13 protein-coding genes and 1 riboswitch are annotated in these 18,028 nt (G+C 67.9%); of the genes, 6 read left to right on the top strand and 7 right to left on the bottom strand.

What is annotated here, in order from left to right:
* Positions 1-79: 79 nt before the first annotated feature.
* Complete coding sequence (gene ahcY, locus ACTJJM_RS09065; RefSeq protein WP_440865412.1) at positions 80-1,525, bottom strand: adenosylhomocysteinase; 1,446 nt, start codon at positions 1,523-1,525, stop codon at positions 80-82.
* Between the two features lie 36 nt (positions 1,526-1,561).
* Positions 1,562-1,645: riboswitch (S-adenosyl-L-homocysteine riboswitch) on the bottom strand.
* Between the two features lie 120 nt (positions 1,646-1,765).
* On the opposite strand from ahcY, the gene ACTJJM_RS09060 reads away from it, so the two are divergent.
* Complete coding sequence (locus ACTJJM_RS09060) at positions 1,766-4,282, top strand: S9 family peptidase (RefSeq protein ID WP_440865411.1); 2,517 nt, start codon at positions 1,766-1,768, stop codon at positions 4,280-4,282.
* Positions 4,283-4,516: 234 nt separating this feature from the next.
* Complete coding sequence (gene ppc, locus ACTJJM_RS09055) at positions 4,517-7,228, top strand: phosphoenolpyruvate carboxylase (protein WP_440865410.1); 2,712 nt, start codon at positions 4,517-4,519, stop codon at positions 7,226-7,228.
* 67 nt (positions 7,229-7,295) lie between these two features.
* On the opposite strand, the gene ACTJJM_RS09050 is transcribed toward ppc, so the two are convergent.
* Positions 7,296-7,802: an acyl-CoA thioesterase gene (locus ACTJJM_RS09050; RefSeq protein ID WP_010481883.1), complete on the bottom strand. Its 507-nt coding sequence runs from the start codon at positions 7,800-7,802 to the stop codon at positions 7,296-7,298.
* A gap of 140 nt (positions 7,803-7,942) precedes the next feature.
* A complete protein-coding gene (gene metK / locus ACTJJM_RS09045) occupies positions 7,943-9,154 on the bottom strand; it encodes a methionine adenosyltransferase (protein WP_010481882.1) in 1,212 nt (403 codons plus the stop codon).
* Between the two features lie 326 nt (positions 9,155-9,480).
* Between metK and ACTJJM_RS09040 the strand changes: the two genes are divergently transcribed.
* The 3 genes from ACTJJM_RS09040 to ACTJJM_RS09030 all read left to right on the top strand — a co-directional run bounded on the left by ACTJJM_RS09040 (position 9,481) and on the right by ACTJJM_RS09030 (position 13,159).
* Positions 9,481-11,196, top strand: a complete 1,716-nt coding sequence (locus tag ACTJJM_RS09040) for a lysophospholipid acyltransferase family protein (protein WP_440865409.1) — start codon at positions 9,481-9,483, stop codon at positions 11,194-11,196.
* Positions 11,193-11,993: a UDP-2,3-diacylglucosamine diphosphatase gene (locus tag ACTJJM_RS09035; protein WP_019338088.1), complete on the top strand. Its 801-nt coding sequence runs from the start codon at positions 11,193-11,195 to the stop codon at positions 11,991-11,993. The genes ACTJJM_RS09040 and ACTJJM_RS09035 overlap by 4 nt, the downstream gene beginning before the upstream one ends.
* Before the next feature lie 119 nt (positions 11,994-12,112).
* Positions 12,113-13,159, top strand: a complete 1,047-nt coding sequence (locus ACTJJM_RS09030) for a metal-dependent hydrolase (protein ID WP_440865408.1) — start codon at positions 12,113-12,115, stop codon at positions 13,157-13,159.
* A gap of 44 nt (positions 13,160-13,203) precedes the next feature.
* Here ACTJJM_RS09030 and ACTJJM_RS09025 read toward each other — a convergent pair whose 3' ends face one another.
* From ACTJJM_RS09025 to ACTJJM_RS09010, 4 genes are all read right to left on the bottom strand, one after another.
* Complete coding sequence (locus ACTJJM_RS09025) at positions 13,204-14,031, bottom strand: class I SAM-dependent methyltransferase (RefSeq protein WP_005415318.1); 828 nt, start codon at positions 14,029-14,031, stop codon at positions 13,204-13,206.
* Positions 14,032-14,090: 59 nt separating this feature from the next.
* Positions 14,091-15,086, bottom strand: a complete 996-nt coding sequence (gene dusB, locus ACTJJM_RS09020; protein ID WP_049453467.1) for a tRNA dihydrouridine synthase DusB — start codon at positions 15,084-15,086, stop codon at positions 14,091-14,093.
* 148 nt (positions 15,087-15,234) lie between these two features.
* Entirely contained in the window at positions 15,235-15,666 is a 432-nt protein-coding gene (locus ACTJJM_RS09015) for a hypothetical protein (protein WP_440865407.1), read from the bottom strand.
* A 109-nt stretch (positions 15,667-15,775) separates the two neighbouring features.
* Entirely contained in the window at positions 15,776-16,693 is a 918-nt protein-coding gene (locus tag ACTJJM_RS09010; RefSeq protein WP_010481875.1) for a LysR family transcriptional regulator, read from the bottom strand.
* 94 nt (positions 16,694-16,787) lie between these two features.
* On the opposite strand from ACTJJM_RS09010, the gene ACTJJM_RS09005 reads away from it, so the two are divergent.
* Entirely contained in the window at positions 16,788-18,008 is a 1,221-nt protein-coding gene (locus tag ACTJJM_RS09005; protein WP_049482036.1) for an MFS transporter, read from the top strand.
* Positions 18,009-18,028: the final 20 nt, after the last annotated feature.

Here is an 18,028-nt window from a genome sequence, read left to right as displayed (position 1 = left end):
AGGCGCCCGTTCTGTCTGCATCCGTTGCTGGGGTCAGAGCCCTTTCCTGCGGAAAGGGATCCGACCCCGGGGCGCTGCATCAGTAGCGGTAGTGGTCCGGCTTGAACGGGCCTTCCACCGGCACGCCGATGTAGTCGGCCTGTTCCTGGCTCAGGGTGGTCAGCTTCACGCCGATCTTTTCCAGGTGCAGGCGTGCCACTTCTTCGTCCAGCTTCTTCGGCAGCAGGTAGACCTTCTTCTCGTAGCTGTCCTTGTTCGCCCACAGGTCGATCTGTGCCAGGGTCTGGTTGGCGAAGCTGTTGGACATCACGAAGCTCGGGTGGCCGGTGGCGCAGCCCAGGTTCACCAGGCGGCCTTCGGCCAGCAGGAAGATCGCGTTGCCGTTCGGGAAGATGTACTTGTCCACCTGCGGCTTGATGTTGACGTGCTTGATGCCGGCGAACGACACCAGCGCATCGACCTGGATCTCGTTGTCGAAGTGGCCGATGTTGCAGACGATGGCCTGGTCCTTCATCGCGCTCAGGTGCTCGATGCGGATGATGTCCCTGTTGCCGGTGGTGGTGACGTACAGGTCGGCACGGCCCAGGGTCGATTCGATGGTGTTGACCTCATAGCCTTCCATCGCCGCCTGCAGGGCGCAGATCGGGTCAATCTCGGTGACGATCACGCGCGCGCCATAGGCACGCAGCGAGGCGGCGCAGCCCTTGCCCACGTCACCGTAGCCGCAGACTACGGCCACCTTGCCGGCCAGCATCACGTCCATCGCGCGCTTCAGGCCATCGGCCAGCGACTCGCGGCAGCCGTACAGGTTGTCGAACTTGCTCTTGGTGACCGAGTCGTTGACGTTGATCGCCGGGATCAGCAGGGTGCCGGCCTGGGCCAGCTGGTACAGGCGGTGCACGCCGGTGGTGGTCTCTTCGGAGACGCCCTTCCAGTCCTTGACCACGCGGCCCCAGTAACCCGGGCGCTCCTTGGCGACGCGCTTGAGCAGGTTCTTGATGACCTGTTCTTCGTGCGAGGAGGACGCGGTGTTGACCCAGTCGCTGCCGTTTTCCAGCTCGTAGCCCTTGTGGATCAGCAGGGTCACGTCACCGCCATCGTCGACCACCAGCTCCGGGCCGGTCAGGGTGCCGTCGGCCAGGGTGAAGGTCAGCGCGTCCAGAGTGCAGTCCCAGTACTCTTCCAGGGTCTCGCCCTTCCAGGCGAACACCGGGGTGCCGGTGGCGGCGATGGCCGCGGCAGCGTGGTCCTGGGTCGAGAAGATGTTGCACGAGGCCCAACGCACGTCGGCGCCGATGTCCTTCAGGGTCTCGATCAGCACCGCGGTCTGGATGGTCATGTGCAGCGAGCCGGTCACGCGCACGCCCTTCAGCGGCAGGCTGGCGGCATGCTTGCGACGGATCGACATCAGGCCCGGCATTTCGTGCTCGGCGATGTCCAGTTCCTTGCGGCCCCAGTCGGCCAGCGTGATATCGCGGATCTTGTAATCACCTTCGGTGGAGAAGGTCTTGGCAACAGCGTTCATTCGTGTGCTCCGGTTGTGGACGAGCGGGTGCTCGCATCTAGCCGGGCGCCGTTGTTACAAAGCCACCTTACCGAGCCTGGCCGGGCCTCATGGGATCCGGTCGCAGCGCCCCTCGGCAGGGGAGAACGCCCAGTATATCGCGGCCCCGGCATGACATCGGAACGACCCAACCATCGGCAGATGGGATCGCGTGCACAGACTGTTAAGGTCGGTGTTTTCACGCATCACACAGGTGGAACGATGAGCATGCACGCGCGCCGCACACGGCGCTGGACCGGCCTGGTCCTGTCGATGGGACTGCTGGCGGTGGCCCCGCTGGCCTGGGCGGCAGCGCCGCAGCCTGTGGCCGCACAGGCCCAGGGCGTCAACGGCTACGAACTGCCGTCGGCCGCGCTGCAGGCGGTGGTGGACGCGCCCCGTGCGCCCTCGTTGTACCTGTCGCCACGCCGCGACGTGGCCGCGATGATGCAGATGCCGTCGCTGCCGTCGATCCAGGTGGTGGCGCAGCCGGAACTGAAGCTGGCCGGCCTGCGTATCAACCCGCGCACGTTCTCCGACAGCCGCTTCAGCTTCGGCGAGAAGCTGTGGCTGATGAACGTTGCCGACGGCAAGGAACGGCAGATCAGCGGCCTGCCGGCCAAGCTGTCGATCGCCAGTGTGATGTGGTCGCCGGACCAGAAGTGGCTGGCCTTCAACCAGGTCGATGCCGCCAGTGGCGCCAATGAACTGTGGCTGGTGGACGTGGCCGGTGGCAGTGCCCGCCGTCTGGTTGCCGGCCTGAACACGGTGATCGGCAGCGGCTACCAGTGGCTGCCGGACAGCCGCGGCCTGGTGGTGTTCACCCGCCCTGCCAGCCTCGGTGCGGCCCCTGCCGCCGACGGCATTCCGACCGGCCCGGCCGTGCAGCAGACCCGCCAGGGCGGCGGCGTGGTGTCGATCCGTACCTACCAGGACCTGCTGAAGAACGAGGCCGACGCCCGCCAGTTCGATTACTACGCCACCACCCAGCCGATGGAAGTCAGCCTGGATGGCAGCACCCGCGCGATCGGCGCGGCCGGCATCTTCATGGGCTTTGCAGTGTCGCCGGATGGCCGCTTCGTGCTGCGCCAGCCGGTGCAGCGCCCGTACTCCTACGTGGTGCCGGTGAGCAGTTTCCCGCGCCGCATCGAAGTGATCGACCGTGCCAGCGGCAAGCTGGTGCACACCGTGGCCGTGCGTCCGCTGGTGGAAGGCCTGCCGACCGGCAACGACGCCGAAGTGACCGGCGTGCGCGACATCAGCTGGCGGGGTGATGCCGATGCCACCCTGGTCTGGGCCGAGGCACAGGACGGTGGTGATCCGAACCGGGAGGCCAAGATGCGCGATGCGGTGCTGATGCAGGCCGCGCCGTTCGACAAGCCGCCGGTGACCCTGGCCCAGCTCGGCAGCCGTCTGGTGGGTATCAACTGGGGCCGTGGCGACCTGGCCCTGCTGACCGAGTCGTGGTGGAAGACGCGCAAGACCAGGACCTGGCTGATTGCCCCGGACAATGCAGGTGCCGAGCCGCGCCTGCTGTGGGATCGTGACGCGCAGGACCGCTATTCCGATCCGGGCCGTCCGCTGTTGTCCAGCGACGACCGCGGGCGCTCGCTGCTGCAGACCACCGCCGATGGCAGCAGCCTGTACCTGGCCGGTGCCGGTGCATCGCCGGAGGGCGACCGCCCGTTCGTGGACCGCTTCGACATCTCCACGGGCAAGGCCACCCGCCTGTTCCACTCGCAGGCGCCCAGCTACGCCGCGCCAGTGGCGCTGCTGGACGACCAAGGCAGCTCGCTGCTGCTGAGCCGTGAAAGCCCGGATGAGCCGGCCAACTTCTACGTGCAGTCGCTGGCCGATGCCGGTGCCGCACCGCGCGCGCTGACCCATTTCGCCCATCCGCTGCCGCAGCTGAAGGGCGTGCAGAAGGAGCAGATCCGCTACAAGCGCAAGGATGGCGTCGACCTGACCGCGACCCTGCTGCTGCCGCCGGGTTACGACCCGAAGCGCGATGGTCCGCGTCCGCTGCTGATGTGGGCCTACCCGGGTGAGTTCAAGAGCGCGGCGGCGGCCAGCCAGGTGACCGATTCGCCGTACCGCTTCAATGCGGTCAGCTACTGGGGCCCGCAGGCGTTCCTGGCCAAGGGCTATGTGGTGCTGGCCAGCCCGTCGATGCCGATCATCGGTGAGGGCGACAAGGAGCCGAACGACACCTACATCGAGCAGCTGGTGGCCAACGCGCAGGCCGCGGTGGATGAAGTGGTGCGTCGTGGCGTGACCGATCGCGAGCACATCGCCATCGGTGGCCATTCCTACGGTGCGTTCATGACCGCCAACCTGCTGGCGCACACCCGCCTGTTCAAGGCCGGCATCGCGCGCAGCGGTGCCTACAACCGCACGCTCACCCCGTTCGGTTTCCAGGCCGAGGAACGCAACTACTGGCAGGCGCAGGACGTCTACCAGAAGATGGCGCCGTTCAATTATGCCGACAAGATCAAGGACCCGATCCTGTTCATCCACGGCGTGGACGACAACAACTCTGGCACCTTCCCGATCCAGAGCGAGCGCATGTTCGCCGCGGTGAAGGGCCTGGGTGGCACCGCGCGGCTGGTGATGCTGCCCAACGAATCGCACGCCTACCGCGCACGCGAATCGATCATGACCATGCTGGCCGAAAGCGAGCGCTGGCTGGAACAGACCATCGGCCCGGCCGAGCAGGGCAAGGCGAAGAAGAAGCGCTGACTAGTGTGACGGCGGCCCCCGCAACGGGGCCGCCTGTGCGGCTGCGCCGCCGCCCGAGCATGGGCTCGGGCGCTACACGGTGTCACGCGCCACGACGCTTGTAGAGCCGAGCCCATGCTCGGCTGCGTCCGTCATGGATACGTGCAGATGAAACCATTTTTGCATCGCAGCACGACGCCCGTTCTGGTTTAGGCTTGGGGCCTGGATCCGTTGACCGAGGCCTGTGCGTCGCCGATGAACGAGTACCGCAGCAGCATCGAGTTTGCTTCTCCCGATCTTCCGCTTCGCGATGACGTGCGCCGGCTCGGCGCGCTGGTCGGTGACCTGCTGGTTGAACAGGTGTCCGCCGCGTTTCTCGACGACGTCGAAGACGTGCGCACCCGCGCCATCGCCCGCCGCGAGAATCAAGCTCCATTGTCGGAGCTGGCCGATGGCCTGGCCGGGCGCACGCCGCAGCAGGCCGAAACCATGGTGCGTGCGTTCAGCACGTACTTCCAGGTGGTCAACATCGCCGAGCGCGTGCATCGCATCCGCCGTCGCCGTGACTATCAGCGCGCCGGTACCGCAGGTGCACAGCCTGATGGCCTGCAGGACGCGCTGCAGCACCTGAAGGCGCAGGGCGTGGGCCTGGACGAACTCGCGCAGTGGCTCCCGCGCATCGACATCGAACCGGTGTTCACCGCGCACCCAACCGAGGCGGTGCGCCGCGCGCTGCTGGAAAAAGAGCAGCTGATGGTGGCCAGCCTGGTCGACAACCTCGACGGCCAGCGCACGCCAGGTGAGGCCGCGGCCGACGCCGCGCGCTTCCGCATGGCGCTGACGGCCTCGTGGCAGACCACCGACTCCTCGCCGGTGCGGCCCACCGTGGATGACGAACGCGAGCACGTCGGTTTCTATCTGGTGCAGGTGCTGTACCGCGTGATTCCGGTGCTGTACGAATCGCTGCAGCAGGCACTGCGCGATACCTACGGCGAGGAGCTGCCGCTGCCGCGCCTGCTGCGTTTCGGCACGTGGGTAGGTGGCGACATGGATGGCAATCCGAATGTGGATGCCACCACCATCCGCAACACGCTGGATGCGCAGCGGCAGGCAGTGCTGGGGCGCTACCAGAAGGAACTGCTGCAGCTGGCCAGCCTGCTCAGCCAGTCTACCGAGCGGGTGGGTGTGAGTGATTCGCTGCAGGCACGCGTGGCGCAGTACCAGCAGCTGCTGCCGCAGGTGCAGTCGCGCCCGCGTCATGCCGACATGCCGTACCGCCTGCTCAATGACCGCATGCGCGCACGCCTGCAGGCGACGCTGGATGATGGCAGGGGCGCCTACGCCGGCCCCGCCGAACTGATCGACGACCTGCAGCTGATCCTCGACAGCCTGCGCGCCAATCGCGGCGAACATGCAGGCGGCTTCGCCGTGCAGCGCCTGCTGTGGCGGGTGAAGACCTTCGGCTTCCATCTGGCGCGGTTGGATGTGCGCCAGGAATCGAGCGTGCATGCGCGCGCACTGGCTGCGGTGCTGGGCGGCGAAGAAAGCTGGCAGGCGCTGGATGCGCTGGGCCGTGCGCGCCTGCTGGGCCGGCATGCCAGCGGGGAAGACACGCTGCCCAATGGCGATGACGAGGGCAACCAGCGGCTGGATGCGGTGTTCGCTGCACTGGCCGATGCGCGCGCGCGGCATGGCAGCGATGCACTGGGCAGCTACATCATCTCGATGGCACACGACCGCAGCGATGTGCTGGCGGTGCTGGCGCTGGCACGCCGTGGCGGTTTGGTAGAGGAGGGCGGTGCGGTGCCGCTCGACATCGCGCCACTGTTCGAGACCGTGGATGACCTCAAGCGCGGCACCGCGACCCTGCGTGACCTGCTGGCCGACCCGGTCTACCGCGCCCATCTGCGCGCGCGCGGCGACGTGCAGATGGTGATGCTCGGCTACTCGGACAGCAGCAAGGACGGTGGCATCGCCGCCTCGCGCTGGGGCCTGCAGCGCGCGCAGGTGGAACTGCTGGAGGTGGCGGCCGAGGCCGGCATCCGCCTGACCTTCTTCCATGGCCGTGGCGGTTCGATCAGCCGTGGCGGTGGCAAGACCACGCACGCGGTCGATGCGTCGCCGCGCGGCAGCATCGATGGCCGCCTGCGGGTGACCGAGCAGGGCGAGGTGATCCATCGCAAATACGGCATCCGCGCGCTGGCCCTGCGCTCGCTGGAACAGGCCGCCGGTGCAGTGCTGCGCGCCAGCCTGCGCCCGCGTGCCGCCGAGCCCCGCGAGGATGAGTGGCGGCCGGTGATGGACGCGGTGGCCTCGGCCAGCAGCGAGGTGTATCGCGCGTTCGTTGGCCAGGCCGGCTTCATGGACTACTTCCGTACCGCCACACCCATCGACGTGATCGAGCGGATGACGCTGGGGTCGCGTCCTTCGCGTCGGCTCGGCCAGGACGCGGCACTGGGCAACCTGCGCGCGATTCCCTGGGTGTTCGCCTGGAGCCAGGCACGCGCGGTCATCCCCGGCTGGTACGGCGTGGGCAGTGGCCTGCAGGCGGCGGTCGATGCCGGCCACGAACAGACCCTGCGCGATATGGCGCGTGACTGGCCGTTCTTCCGCACCTTCCTGGACGACATCGCGATGGTGCTGTCCAAGGGCGATATCACCATCGCCGAGCAGTTCTCGCTGTTGTCGGGCGACCTGCATGGGCGTTTCTTCCCGCAGGTGCAGCGTGAACTGGAACTCACCCGGCACTGGCTGCTGGCGTTGATGGACCAGCAGACGCTGCTGGACCACGATGCGCGGCTGGCGCTGTCGATCCGCCTGCGCAATCCCTACGTCGATCCGATCAGCGTGCTGCAGGTGGATCTGCTGCAGCGTTGGCGGGCCAGCGGACGCGAGGATGACGATCTGCTGCGCGCGCTCGTGGCGTGCGTGAACGGTGTTTCGCAGGGCGTGCAGAACACCGGGTGATGCGTATCCGCCGGGCATGGCCCGGCGCTACCTGCCTCGGTGGGTGCGGGGCGTGCCCCGCACACCCTCACTCCTCCGGCGACGGCGGATTCGACGCCAGCAGTTCCAGGTGCCGCTGTTCCATTTCCTGGCGCAGCTGGCGGCGGATCTGTGCGGCGGCCTGGCGGCGCTTCTCGTCGGAGGTGGCCGGTTGCAGTGGCGGTACCGGCGTCGGCCGGCCTTCCTCGTCCACCGCCACCATCGTGAAGAAGCAGCTGTTGGCGTGGCGCACGCTGCGCTTGAGGATGTCCTCGGCCACCACCTTGATGCCGATTTCCATCGACGAGGTACCGGTATGGTTCACCGAGGCCAGGAAGGTGACCAGCTCGCCCACCGCGATCGGCTGGCGGAACATCACCTGGTCGACCGACAGGGTGACCACGTAGCTGCCGGCGTAGCGGCTGGCACAGGCATAGGCGACCTGGTCGAGCAGCCGCAGGATCGCGCCACCGTGGACCTTGCCGGAGAAATTGGCCATTTCCGGCGACATCAGCACGGTCATGGACAGCTGGTGGGTTTTCAGTTCGGTCGACATGGGGCGATTGTATCGGCGTGGCGTAGCTCTTGTAGAGCCGAGCCCATGCTCGGCTGCTCTTGTCGCAGGAAAAAGAAAGCCGAGCATGGGCTCGGCTCTACAGAAAGCAGAAGGGCCGCGTGAGCGGCCCTTCGTGCTTCTTACTTCAGCTTCGCATCGGCGCGCAGGGCGGCGGCGCGATCGGTCTTCTCCCAGGAGAAGGCCGTGGCGTTGACGGTCTCGCCTTCGCCGTTGAGGTAGCTGAACTCCTTCGGCTTGCGGCCGAAGTGACCATAGGCCGCGGTCTGCTGGTACATCGGGTGCACCAGGTCCAGCATCTTGATGATGCCGTACGGGCGCAGGTCGAAGTGCTTGCGGATCAGCTTCTCGATCTTGTCGTCGCTGATCTTGCCGGTGCCGAAGGTGGTGACCGAGATCGAGGTCGGCTCAGCCACGCCGATGGCGTAGGAGACCTGCACTTCGCAACGGTCGGCCAGGCCGGCGGCAACCACGTTCTTGGCGACGTAGCGGGCCGCGTAGGCTGCCGAACGGTCGACCTTGGACGGGTCCTTGCCGGAGAAGGCGCCACCACCGTGACGGGCCCAGCCGCCGTAGGTGTCGACGATGATCTTGCGGCCGGTCAGGCCGCAGTCGCCCACCGGGCCACCGATCTCGAACTTGCCGGTCGGGTTGATGTGGAACTTGGTGCCCTTGTGCAGCCACTTCGCCGGCAGCACCGGCTTGATGATTTCTTCGCGGACGGCCTCGATGAGGTCCTTCTGCTTGATGCCCGGGGCATGCTGGGTCGACAGGACCACGGCGTCGATGGCCGAGACCACGCCGTTTTCATAGCGCAGGGTGACCTGGCTCTTGGCGTCCGGGCGCAGCCACGACAGCGGCGAGTTCTTCTTCTTGCGGATCTTGGCCTGCTGCTCGACCAGGCGGTGCGACAGGTGGATCGCGGCCGGCATGTAGCTGTCGGTCTCGTTGGTGGCATAGCCGAACATCAGGCCCTGGTCGCCAGCGCCCATTTCTTCCGGCTTCTTGCGGTCCACGCCCTGGGCGATGTGCGGCGACTGCTTGCCGATCAGGTTCAGCACGCCGCAGGTGGCGCCGTCGAAGCCGACGTCGGAGCTGTCGTAGCCGATGTCCGTGATGACCTTGCGGGTCAGTGCTTCCAGGTCGATCCAGGCGCTGGTGGTGATTTCACCGGCCACGATGGCAACACCGGTCTTGACCATGGTCTCGCAGGCCACGCGGGCGCGCTGGTCCTGGGTCAGGATCGCGTCCAGCACCGCATCGGAGATCTGGTCGGCAACCTTGTCCGGATGGCCTTCGGAGACCGACTCGGAGGTGAAGAGATAGCTGGACATCAGGCGTAATATCCCTTGATTCGGATGGAAAGATGGGCGCGAATGATACACGGGGTGCGCCGCCTGTGCATTGTGAACCGGTACCGGTTGCCGGTGGTTAAGCCCGCGTAGGCCTGGCAAGGGCCGTCGTGACGGGATTGGGTCCGGCCTCGAGGCCCAGTGTTCCACCAGCGTGACGACGGACGGGGCTGTCCAACCCCGGACCGCGCAGGCCGCGACCCTGCCAGGCCGGCCGTCATCGTTCTGCCCCGAAACCGCCATCTGGCTGCCGCCTGCCGGGCGCAGGCTGTCGGCCAATCCGGCCGCCGGGCATCAGTGGATCCGCCATGCAGGAACTCGAACAGCGTCTCCAGCAACGTTTCCCCGATTGGTTCCATGGCCGTCGCGGCCAATTGGCGCGGCCGTTGCTGCGCAGCGTCGGCCGCTGGTCGCGGTTGGACCAGATCGAAGCGTTCCTGCAGCGCAGTGCGGGATTGCGCGGATTCGGCTTCGTCGCCGCCGCCCTGGAGTTCATCGATGGCCAGTACCAGGTGGATCCGGCCGCGCTGGCGAAGATTCCCGCCACCGGCCGCCTGCTGATCGTCGCCAACCACCCCTCGGGGGCGCTGGACGCCCTCGCACTGCTGGACGCGGTCGGCCGCATCCGTCGTGACGTGCGGATCGTGGCCAACGATCTGTTGGGGGCCATCGCGCCACTGCAGGACCTGCTGTTGCCGGTGCGCATCCTTGGCGGCAAGGCCCAGCGCGGCAGTCTGCACGCGGTGGAGGAGGCGCTGGCCGCCGAGCAGTGCGTGATCGTGTTCCCGGCGGGTGAGGTCTCGCGCCTGTCGCTGCGCGGCATCCGCGATGGCCGCTGGCAGCGCGGGTTCGTCCGCTTTGCCCGTGCCGCCGGTGCGCCGGTGCTGCCGGTGCGCGTGGAAGCACGCAATTCGGCACTGTTCTACGGCGCCTCGACCCTGTTCAAGCCGGCTGGCACCGCGCTGCTGGCGCGCGAGATGTTCACCCGCCGTGGCCGCCCGCTGCGCCTGAGCATCGGCGAGCCAATGCAGCTGGGCAAAGGCGGCGACCCGGGCGCACAGCTGCTGGCGGTACGCCGCGCGCTCTATGCGCTGGGCCGCAATGGCGCAGCCGGTAATGCCGCTGCCTGCGCAGGTCCGGAGCCGCTGGCTGCCCCGGTCCCGCCCTCGCAGGTCGCCGCAGGGATTGCCGCAGCGACCCAGCTGGGCCAGACCGCCGATGGCAAGCAGATCCTGCTGGCCACCTGTACCGCTGATTCACCGCTGCTGCTGGAGCTGGGCCGCCTGCGCGAACTGACGTTCCGCCAGGTGGGCGAGGGCACCGGGCGCAGCCGCGACCTGGACGACTACGACCTGCGGTACGAGCACATCGTGATCTGGGACGCGGCCGCGCAGCGCATCGCCGGCGCGTACCGGATCATGCGCGGCGCCCATGCGCTGGCCCGGCACGGCCTGTCCGGGCTCTACAGTGCGTCGCTGTTCCGCTATTCCGACGATGCCATCACCCACATCGCCGAGGGCCTGGAACTGGGCCGCAGCTTCGTGGTGCCCGATTACTGGGGCAGCCGCAGCCTGGATTACCTGTGGCAGGGCATCGGCGCCTACCTGCAGTGCCGGCCGGGTATCCGCTACCTGTTCGGCGCCGTGTCGATCAGCGCGGCGCTGCCACGCGATGCGCGCGAGCAGCTGGTGGCGTACTACCAGCGCTATTACAGCGGTACTGCTGGCCTGGTCGAATCGAACCGCCCGTTCCAGTACTTCGCCGCGCCGCCCAGTTTCGGCGAGCTGGATGCAGGCGCCGCGTTCGAGGTGCTCAAGGCCAACCTGGCTGCGCTCGGTACCGGCGTACCCACGCTGTACCGCCAGTACACCGATCTGTGTGAACCCGGTGGTGCCCGCTTCCTCGCCTTCGGTGTCGACCCGGACTTCAGCGATTCGATCGACGGCCTGATCGAAGTGGACCTGTGTGCGATCCGGCCGAACAAGCGCAAACGCTACCTGCGCGACGCGGGGACGCCGGCATGAGCGCGCTGGCGAACCTGTCGCCGCACCGGCGCGCAGTGTTCGTCTCCGATGTACATCTGGGTTCACGTCACTGCCATGCCACCGAGCTGGCACGGTTCCTCTCGCAGCTGCGCTGCGAACGGTTGTATCTGGTCGGCGACATCATCGACCTGTGGTGGATGGCGCACCGCCGGGCCAACTGGCGGCAGTCACACAGCGAAGTCATCCAGGCCCTGCACGCGTTGCGCCGTGCCGGAACCGAGATCGTCTACATCCCCGGCAACCACGATGCTTCGCTGCGCCAGGTCTGCGGGTTGATGCTGCCGGCGATGCAGGTGCGCCGCCGCGCCATCCACGTGACCGCCGATGGCCGCCGGCTGCTGGTCGCGCATGGGGACGAGTACGACGGCGTGACCCACTTCGGCGGCCTGCAGGAGAAATTCGGCGATTGGCTGTACTACCGCATCCTGACCGGCAACCAGGCGTTGAACGCGGTGCGGCGCCTGCTGGGGATGCGCTACTGGTCATTGTCTGAATTCCTGAAGAAGCGCAGCGGCGCCGCCGAACGCTACATCGAACGCTTCGTGCAGGCCGGGCTGGACGATGTCCGCCGTCGCGGACTGGATGGCATCATCTGTGGCCACATCCACCGCGCTGCGTTGATTGAACGCGATGGCCTGGTCTACGCGAACGACGGCGACTGGGTGGAAAGCCTGACCGCGCTGGCCGAAGACCACGATGGCGCGCTGCGCCTGCTGGACCACAACGGCCAGACGCTGGTGGAGCTGCCGGGCGCGCGCCTTTCGCAGGCGGCGTAACCCGCGTCTGTCCCCTTGTAGAGCCGAGCCCATGCTTGGCTGCTCTTCATTGCGTGTAACGGCAGCCGAGCATGGGCTCGGCTCTACATGCACCGCCCGCAAGCCGCTAGCATCGGTCCATGGATTCCCTGACCCAGATCGTGCTCGGCGGCGCCGTCGCCGCTGCCATCGCTCCGCCCGGCCAGCGCCGCGCGGCCCTGTTGGCCGGTGCCGCGCTCGGCACCCTGCCGGACCTCGATGCCCTGTGGCTTGGCTTCACCGCCGCCGACCCCGTGGTGAACATGATCGAGCACCGCAGCTTCAGCCATTCGCTGCTGGTGCTGCCCTGGGTGGCAGCGCTGATCTGGTGGCTGTTCAAGCGCTTCGGCAACGGCCGCGTTGCGCAGTCACCGGTGCGCTGGTTCTGGGCGATCCAGCTGGCGCTGGTCACCCATCCGCTGTTGGATGCATTCACCGTTTACGGCACCCAGTTGTGGTGGCCGTTGCGGCCACACCCGACCATGGGCTCCAGCGTCTTCATCATCGATCCCGGCTACACGGTGTGGCTGCTGCTGGGCTGCGTGCTGGCCTGGTTTGGCCGCGCCCGCCCCTGGGCTGGCAAGGTGCTGGGTGTGGCGTTGCTGGCCAGCAGTGCCTATCTGGGCTGGGGCCTGATCGCCAAGGCCCAGGTCGACCGTGCTGCCCAGCAGAGCCTGGCGGCGATGGGCCTGGGCGATGCCCCGCGCTTCTCGGTGCCGATGCCGTTCAACACCCTGCTGTGGCGGGTGGTGGCGATGACGCCGAACGGCTATGTGGTGGGCGACCGCTCGCTGGTGGCCGACCATGGGCCGATGCAGTTCGAAGGCCACGCGTCCAACGTGCAGGCACTGCGTGAAGCAGGGGGCATCCCGGCGGTGCAGCAGCTGACCTGGTTCAACCGTGGCTTCATGCGTGCGCAGGTGATGGACGGCCGGCTGGTGCTGAGCGACCTGCGCATGGGCCTGGAGCCGGACTACACCTTCAACTTCGCCGTGGCAGAGCAGGTCGACGGGCAGTGGCGGCCAATCACGCCCGAGCAGCTGCGGGCGGATTACAGCAGTCCCGCCGCGCGCGCTGATGCCGGGCGCCGGCTGGCGGCGATGTGGCAGCGGATCTGGCATGCGCCCGTAGTCGGCGCTGTCGAGTAGATCCACGCCATGCGTGGATGCGGGAGCATTGGTGCCGCGTCGGCTCAATACACCGTGGCGCGGCCCTGCACGAACGAATAGAAGAACACCGCATTCGGGTCGTTCTGCACCAGGCGGAACTCGCGACGCATGCCTTCCACGGTTTCCTCGTCCACCGAGCCGGCCTGCAGCAGTTGGTCGGCGGCCGACAGCAGCAGCTGCTCCCAGAACGCGATCATCGTCTTGCGCCGCGCCGGTTCGCGGTTGTCCAGGTGGATGGTCTTGATCTCGGTGTGCACGTCGCGGAAGCCGCCGGCCAGCAGCAGGTTGCCCAGCTTGGCGCCAACGAACGGGTCGCCCCCGTGGTCGTACTGGAAATCGTTGAACGCCATCCAGTAACGCCAGATGTGCGGCGAATACGGGTCGAGCAGGAACGAGGCATTCATCACCTCGGTGATGTAGACCGGCGAACCCGGTGCCAGCACCCGGCGCACCTCGCTCAGCACGCGCGCCGGTGACGGCACGTGCTCCAGTACCCAGCACAGGAACGCCGAGTCGAAGCTGCGTGCCTCGAACGGGAGCTCGCCGGCGTCAGCCTGCTGCAGGGTGTAGCGATCGCTGCACCACGGCGTGCGCGCCAGGTTCTCGCGCGCGGTGGCCAGCTGGGTCTCGCTCAGGTCCACACCGGTCACGTGCAGCTCGGGGAAGCGGCGCAGCAGGATCTCGGTCTGCGCACCCACGCCGCTGCCGACTTCCAGCAGGCGCCGCGCGCCGCTGTAGTCGATCTGGCCGAAGATGCTCGATTCCAGCAGGCGCGCCTGGGTCATCAGGCGCTGCTGCTCGGTGCCGGAGAACCCGTGCAGGTAGGTCGGGGAGGAGATCGGCGGGGTCATGGGGCGGGCTCTTGTAGCGTCGAGCAGGCTCGACTGTCCGGAAACGCAGGATTGGCGGCTCAGGCCGCCGAAGACAACGCCGGTTCCCCGGCGATCAGGCGGTCGAAGTACTCGGTGGTCAGCGCGACCTGGCTCTGCGGGTCTTCGGCTCGGTTGACCACGGCGCGGAAGGCCGCATTCTCCGGCCGGTCCTTGGCATACCAGCCCAGGTGCTTGCGCGCGATGCGCACGCCCTGCGGCTCGCCATAGAACGCATGCAGTGCGTGCAGGTGGCCGAGCAGGATGTCGCGCACTTCCGCCAACGACGGTGGTGGCAGTTCCTCGCCGGTGGCCAGAAAGTGTGCCACTTCGCGGAAGATCCACGGCCGGCCCTGTGCCGAGCGGCCGATCATCACCGCGTCCACGCCGGTCTGCTGCAGCACGTATGCCGCCTTCTGCGGCGAATCGATATCGCCGTTGGCGATCACCGGAATGCGCAGCGCGGCCTTGATCTCGCCGATCGTGGCGTACTCGGCCTGGCCGGTGTAATGCTGGTCGCGGGTGCGGCCATGCACCGCCAGCGCGGCGATGCCGCTGTCCTCGGCGATGCGGGCGATCACCGGGCCATTGCGATGGTCGCAGTCCCACCCGGTGCGGATCTTCAGGGTGACCGGAACGTCCACCGCGTTGACCACGGCCTCGAGGATGCGCGCCACCAGCTGCTCGTCACGCATCAGCGCCGAGCCGGCCCAGGCGTTGCACACCTTCTTGGCCGGGCAGCCCATGTTGATGTCGATGATCTGCGCGCCGTGGTCGACGTTGTAGCGTGCGGCCTCGGCCAGCTGCTGCGGCTCGGTGCCGGCGATCTGCACGCTGATCGGGGCCGGCTCGCCATCATGATCCATGCGGTGGATCGACTTGCGCGTGTTCCAGAAACGCGGGTCACTGATGGTCATTTCCGAGGCGGCCAGCCCCGCGCCCAACCGTTTGCACAGCAGGCGGAAGGGCTTGTCGGTGACGCCGGCCATGGGCGCCAGCACGACGTTGGGGGCAATGGTGTACGGGCCGATCTGCATGCGCCCATTGTAGGGCGCGGGCGGCGGTACGGCCGTGTCGGCGCGGCTCGGGTTCAGGCCGATCGGCACCGACCTCATGCCGTACCGGCATCAGCAGATGCTTGACGGTTGCTTCCGCCGCCCCCAACGGGCGGGCGATGGTAGGCGGCTACCCCAGGCTCTGCCAGGCCTGGCGGGTACCCAGGGCGAAGGCCAGCCCCAGGCTGAGGCACACCAGTGAACTGACCACCCAGAAGCGCCGGCCGTTGTCGCCGGGCTGGAGCAGGGCCAGCCCGAAGCCCATCGCCGCGCGCAGCAGCGACAGCAGGGCGATGCCCGACAGGACCAGACGGCTGGCCGGCAGCGGCGAATGCCAGCCCGCGGCGGCCAGTGCGTACAGGGTCCAGGCCACCAGCACGGCCGTAATGCCGGCGGTCATCAGCGGCGGCCACCAATGCCCGGCCTGTGCCAGCCGGACCATGCGCGGGCCAGCACCGAAGTACCTGTACCACGCGGCGCCGAAGGCAATACAGCCGATATGCAGCAGGGCCGCAATGGCACTACCGGCGGCGGCAACCAGCAACCAAGGGAATCCGTCCATGTCCTGCCCACGCTGAAACGCTGCGCGGATGGTGGGTGAGGGGCGGGATGCGGGCAATGCGACCGGCAGTCGCAGCCGTCCGATGCGACCACAGGTGATAGCGCTGCGCTCAGCGCGGCGGATCGATCTGCAACCCGGCGCCGAGACGGTCCAGGGCCACGTCCACGCGTGGCAGCCGCTGCCGGCCCTGCGGCCACAACAGGCGCAGCGGCAGGCCGCGGCAGTCCAGCGACGGCAGGATCGAGACCAGGCTGCCGCGCGCCAGCGCGTCATCGACAAGCCAGGTGGCCAGCTGCGCGATGCCGAAGCCGGCCTCGACCGCCGCCACCTGGGCCTCGGCGCTGCCAACCACCAGGCGCGCGCGGGCCTGCAGCGGTGTACTGCGCTGCCCGCCATCGGCCACCTGCCACGGCCCGATGCTGCCGTCCGCGCGTCCGAACAGCACACCGTCATGCCCAGCCAGCTCGGCGGCCGAGCGGGGCTGGCCATGCCGGAGCAGGTAGGCCGGGGAGGCGCAGAAGCGCAGGCATTCGTAACCGAGCTGGCGGCTGCCCAGCGTGGCGGGCAGCGGCTCGGGACCGCCGATGCGTACGGCGAGGTCGACGCCGTCCTCGGCGAGGTCGCTGAAGCGGTCGCTGAAGGTCACCTGCGGATGCAGCTGTGGAAACTCGGCGGCCAGCTGCAGCAGCAACGGCCAGACTTTGAGGCGCCCGAAGGTGGCCGGCGCATCCACCCGCAGGCGGCCCACGGGAGCGTCTGCGTGCGAGACCAGCACTGACTCGGCATCGGCCAGTTCGCCCAGCACCCGCACGCAGGTGCGGTAGAAGCCCTCACCGGCCTCGGTCAGGCGAAGGCGGCGCGTGCTGCGTTCGAACAACCGCGCTCCCAGCCGCGCCTCCAGCCGCGCGATGGTCTTGCCCACCGCCGAACTGGTCAGGTGCAGGCGTTCGGCGGCGGCAGTGAAACTGCCGGCATCGGCGGTGGCGACGAAGGCCTCTATGCCGCGCAGGCGCTCGGTGGGAAGCATGGGGAGAAATTTTGTCCGGAATCGATGGAAAACATAGCAGCAATCGGAACTCACGGAGGAAATAGGCTGGCGACCCCTGTTCTGATGCCCGCCCATGTCCTCCCTTGATTCCGCCGTGACCGCTGTCCACGCAAACGCTCGCGCACGTCTTTCAGTCGTCCTGCTGGCGGTGTCCGCCTTCGTCATCGTCACCACCGAGTTCCTGATCGTCGGCCTGTTGCCCGCGCTGGCGCGCGACCTTGGCCTGGGCATCGCCCGAGCGGGGCAGCTGGTCACCTTGTTCGCGTTCACCGTGATGCTGGCCGGGCCACCCTTGACCGCGCTGCTGTCACACGTCGGCCGGCGCCGCCTGTTCGTGGTCATCCTGCTGTTGTTCGCGGCTTCCAACGCGCTGGCCGCGATGGCCACGCAGCCGTGGCTGCTGGCGCTGGCGCGGGTGCTGCCGGCACTGGCCCTGCCGGTGTTCTGGGGCACCGCCAGCGAGACTGCTGTGCAGCTGGCTCCTGCAGGGCAGGGAGGCCGTGCGGTCGCGCGGGTCTACCTGGGTATCACCGCCGCAATGCTGTTCGGTATCCCACTGGGGACGTTGGCCGCCGACGCCCTCGGTTGGCGCGGCAGCTTCTGGCTGTTGGCGGCCCTGTCGCTGTTGATGGCGGGCGCGCTGGCGTTGTGGATGCCGGACACCGTGGCCGGGCCGCGGCGCGCGCTGGGCGAGCAGGCACGTGTACTGCGCCAGCCGCAGTTGCTGGGCCATGTGCTGCTGTCGGTGCTGGTGTTCACCGCGATGTTTGCTGCCTACACCTACCTGGCCGATGTACTGGAGCGGCTGATGCGGGTACCGGCGGCACAGGTGGGCTGGTGGTTGATGGGCTTCGGCGCCGTGGGACTGCTCGGCAATGCACTGGGTGGGCGCTGGGTCGATCGTGCGCCCCTGGGCGCGACCCTGGTGTTCTGCGCGGTGCTGGCGCTGGGCATGCTGGCCAGTGTCGGGCTGGCCGGCCACGGCGCATTCGTGCTCATCGCATTGGTCCTGTGGGGTGTGGCGCATACCGCATTGTTCCCGCTGTGCCAGGTGCGGGTGATGCGTGCAGCGCCCCAGGCACAGGCGCTGGCCGGAACCTTGAATGTGTCTGCGGCCAACGCCGGCATCGGCCTGGGTGCGCTGCTGGGAGGTGGGGCCATCGAACGCTTCGGCCTGGCATCGCTGGGCGCGGTGGGCGCGGCCGTCGCGTTGCTGGCGATTGCCGCTGGCCTGTTGCTGGGATGGCTTGCGCGGTCTCGTTCATCCACGCATGGTGTGGATCTGCCTCATTGAAAAGCAAACAGAAAAGCCCG

The sequence above is a fragment of the Stenotrophomonas sp. 22692 genome (assembly GCF_052045015.1).
GTDB lineage: Bacteria > Pseudomonadota > Gammaproteobacteria > Xanthomonadales > Xanthomonadaceae > Stenotrophomonas > Stenotrophomonas geniculata.
This window is presented reverse-complemented; position numbering and strand designations above follow the sequence as displayed.

What these genes read in the sequence shown, in the direction of transcription:
- ahcY (WP_440865412.1), bottom strand. Translation starts at nt 1,525, where the DNA reads ATGAACGCTGTTGCCAAGACCTTCTCCACCGAAGGTGATTACAAGATC.
- ACTJJM_RS09060 (WP_440865411.1), top strand. Translation starts at nt 1,766, where the DNA reads ATGAGCATGCACGCGCGCCGCACACGGCGCTGGACCGGCCTGGTCCTG.
- ppc (WP_440865410.1), top strand. Translation starts at nt 4,517, where the DNA reads ATGAACGAGTACCGCAGCAGCATCGAGTTTGCTTCTCCCGATCTTCCG.
- ACTJJM_RS09050 (WP_010481883.1), bottom strand. Translation starts at nt 7,802, where the DNA reads ATGTCGACCGAACTGAAAACCCACCAGCTGTCCATGACCGTGCTGATG.
- metK (WP_010481882.1), bottom strand. Translation starts at nt 9,154, where the DNA reads ATGTCCAGCTATCTCTTCACCTCCGAGTCGGTCTCCGAAGGCCATCCG.
- ACTJJM_RS09040 (WP_440865409.1), top strand. Translation starts at nt 9,481, where the DNA reads ATGCAGGAACTCGAACAGCGTCTCCAGCAACGTTTCCCCGATTGGTTC.
- ACTJJM_RS09035 (WP_019338088.1), top strand. Translation starts at nt 11,193, where the DNA reads ATGAGCGCGCTGGCGAACCTGTCGCCGCACCGGCGCGCAGTGTTCGTC.
- ACTJJM_RS09030 (WP_440865408.1), top strand. Translation starts at nt 12,113, where the DNA reads ATGGATTCCCTGACCCAGATCGTGCTCGGCGGCGCCGTCGCCGCTGCC.
- ACTJJM_RS09025 (WP_005415318.1), bottom strand. Translation starts at nt 14,031, where the DNA reads ATGACCCCGCCGATCTCCTCCCCGACCTACCTGCACGGGTTCTCCGGC.
- dusB (WP_049453467.1), bottom strand. Translation starts at nt 15,086, where the DNA reads ATGCAGATCGGCCCGTACACCATTGCCCCCAACGTCGTGCTGGCGCCC.
- ACTJJM_RS09015 (WP_440865407.1), bottom strand. Translation starts at nt 15,666, where the DNA reads ATGGACGGATTCCCTTGGTTGCTGGTTGCCGCCGCCGGTAGTGCCATT.
- ACTJJM_RS09010 (WP_010481875.1), bottom strand. Translation starts at nt 16,693, where the DNA reads ATGCTTCCCACCGAGCGCCTGCGCGGCATAGAGGCCTTCGTCGCCACC.
- ACTJJM_RS09005 (WP_049482036.1), top strand. Translation starts at nt 16,788, where the DNA reads ATGTCCTCCCTTGATTCCGCCGTGACCGCTGTCCACGCAAACGCTCGC.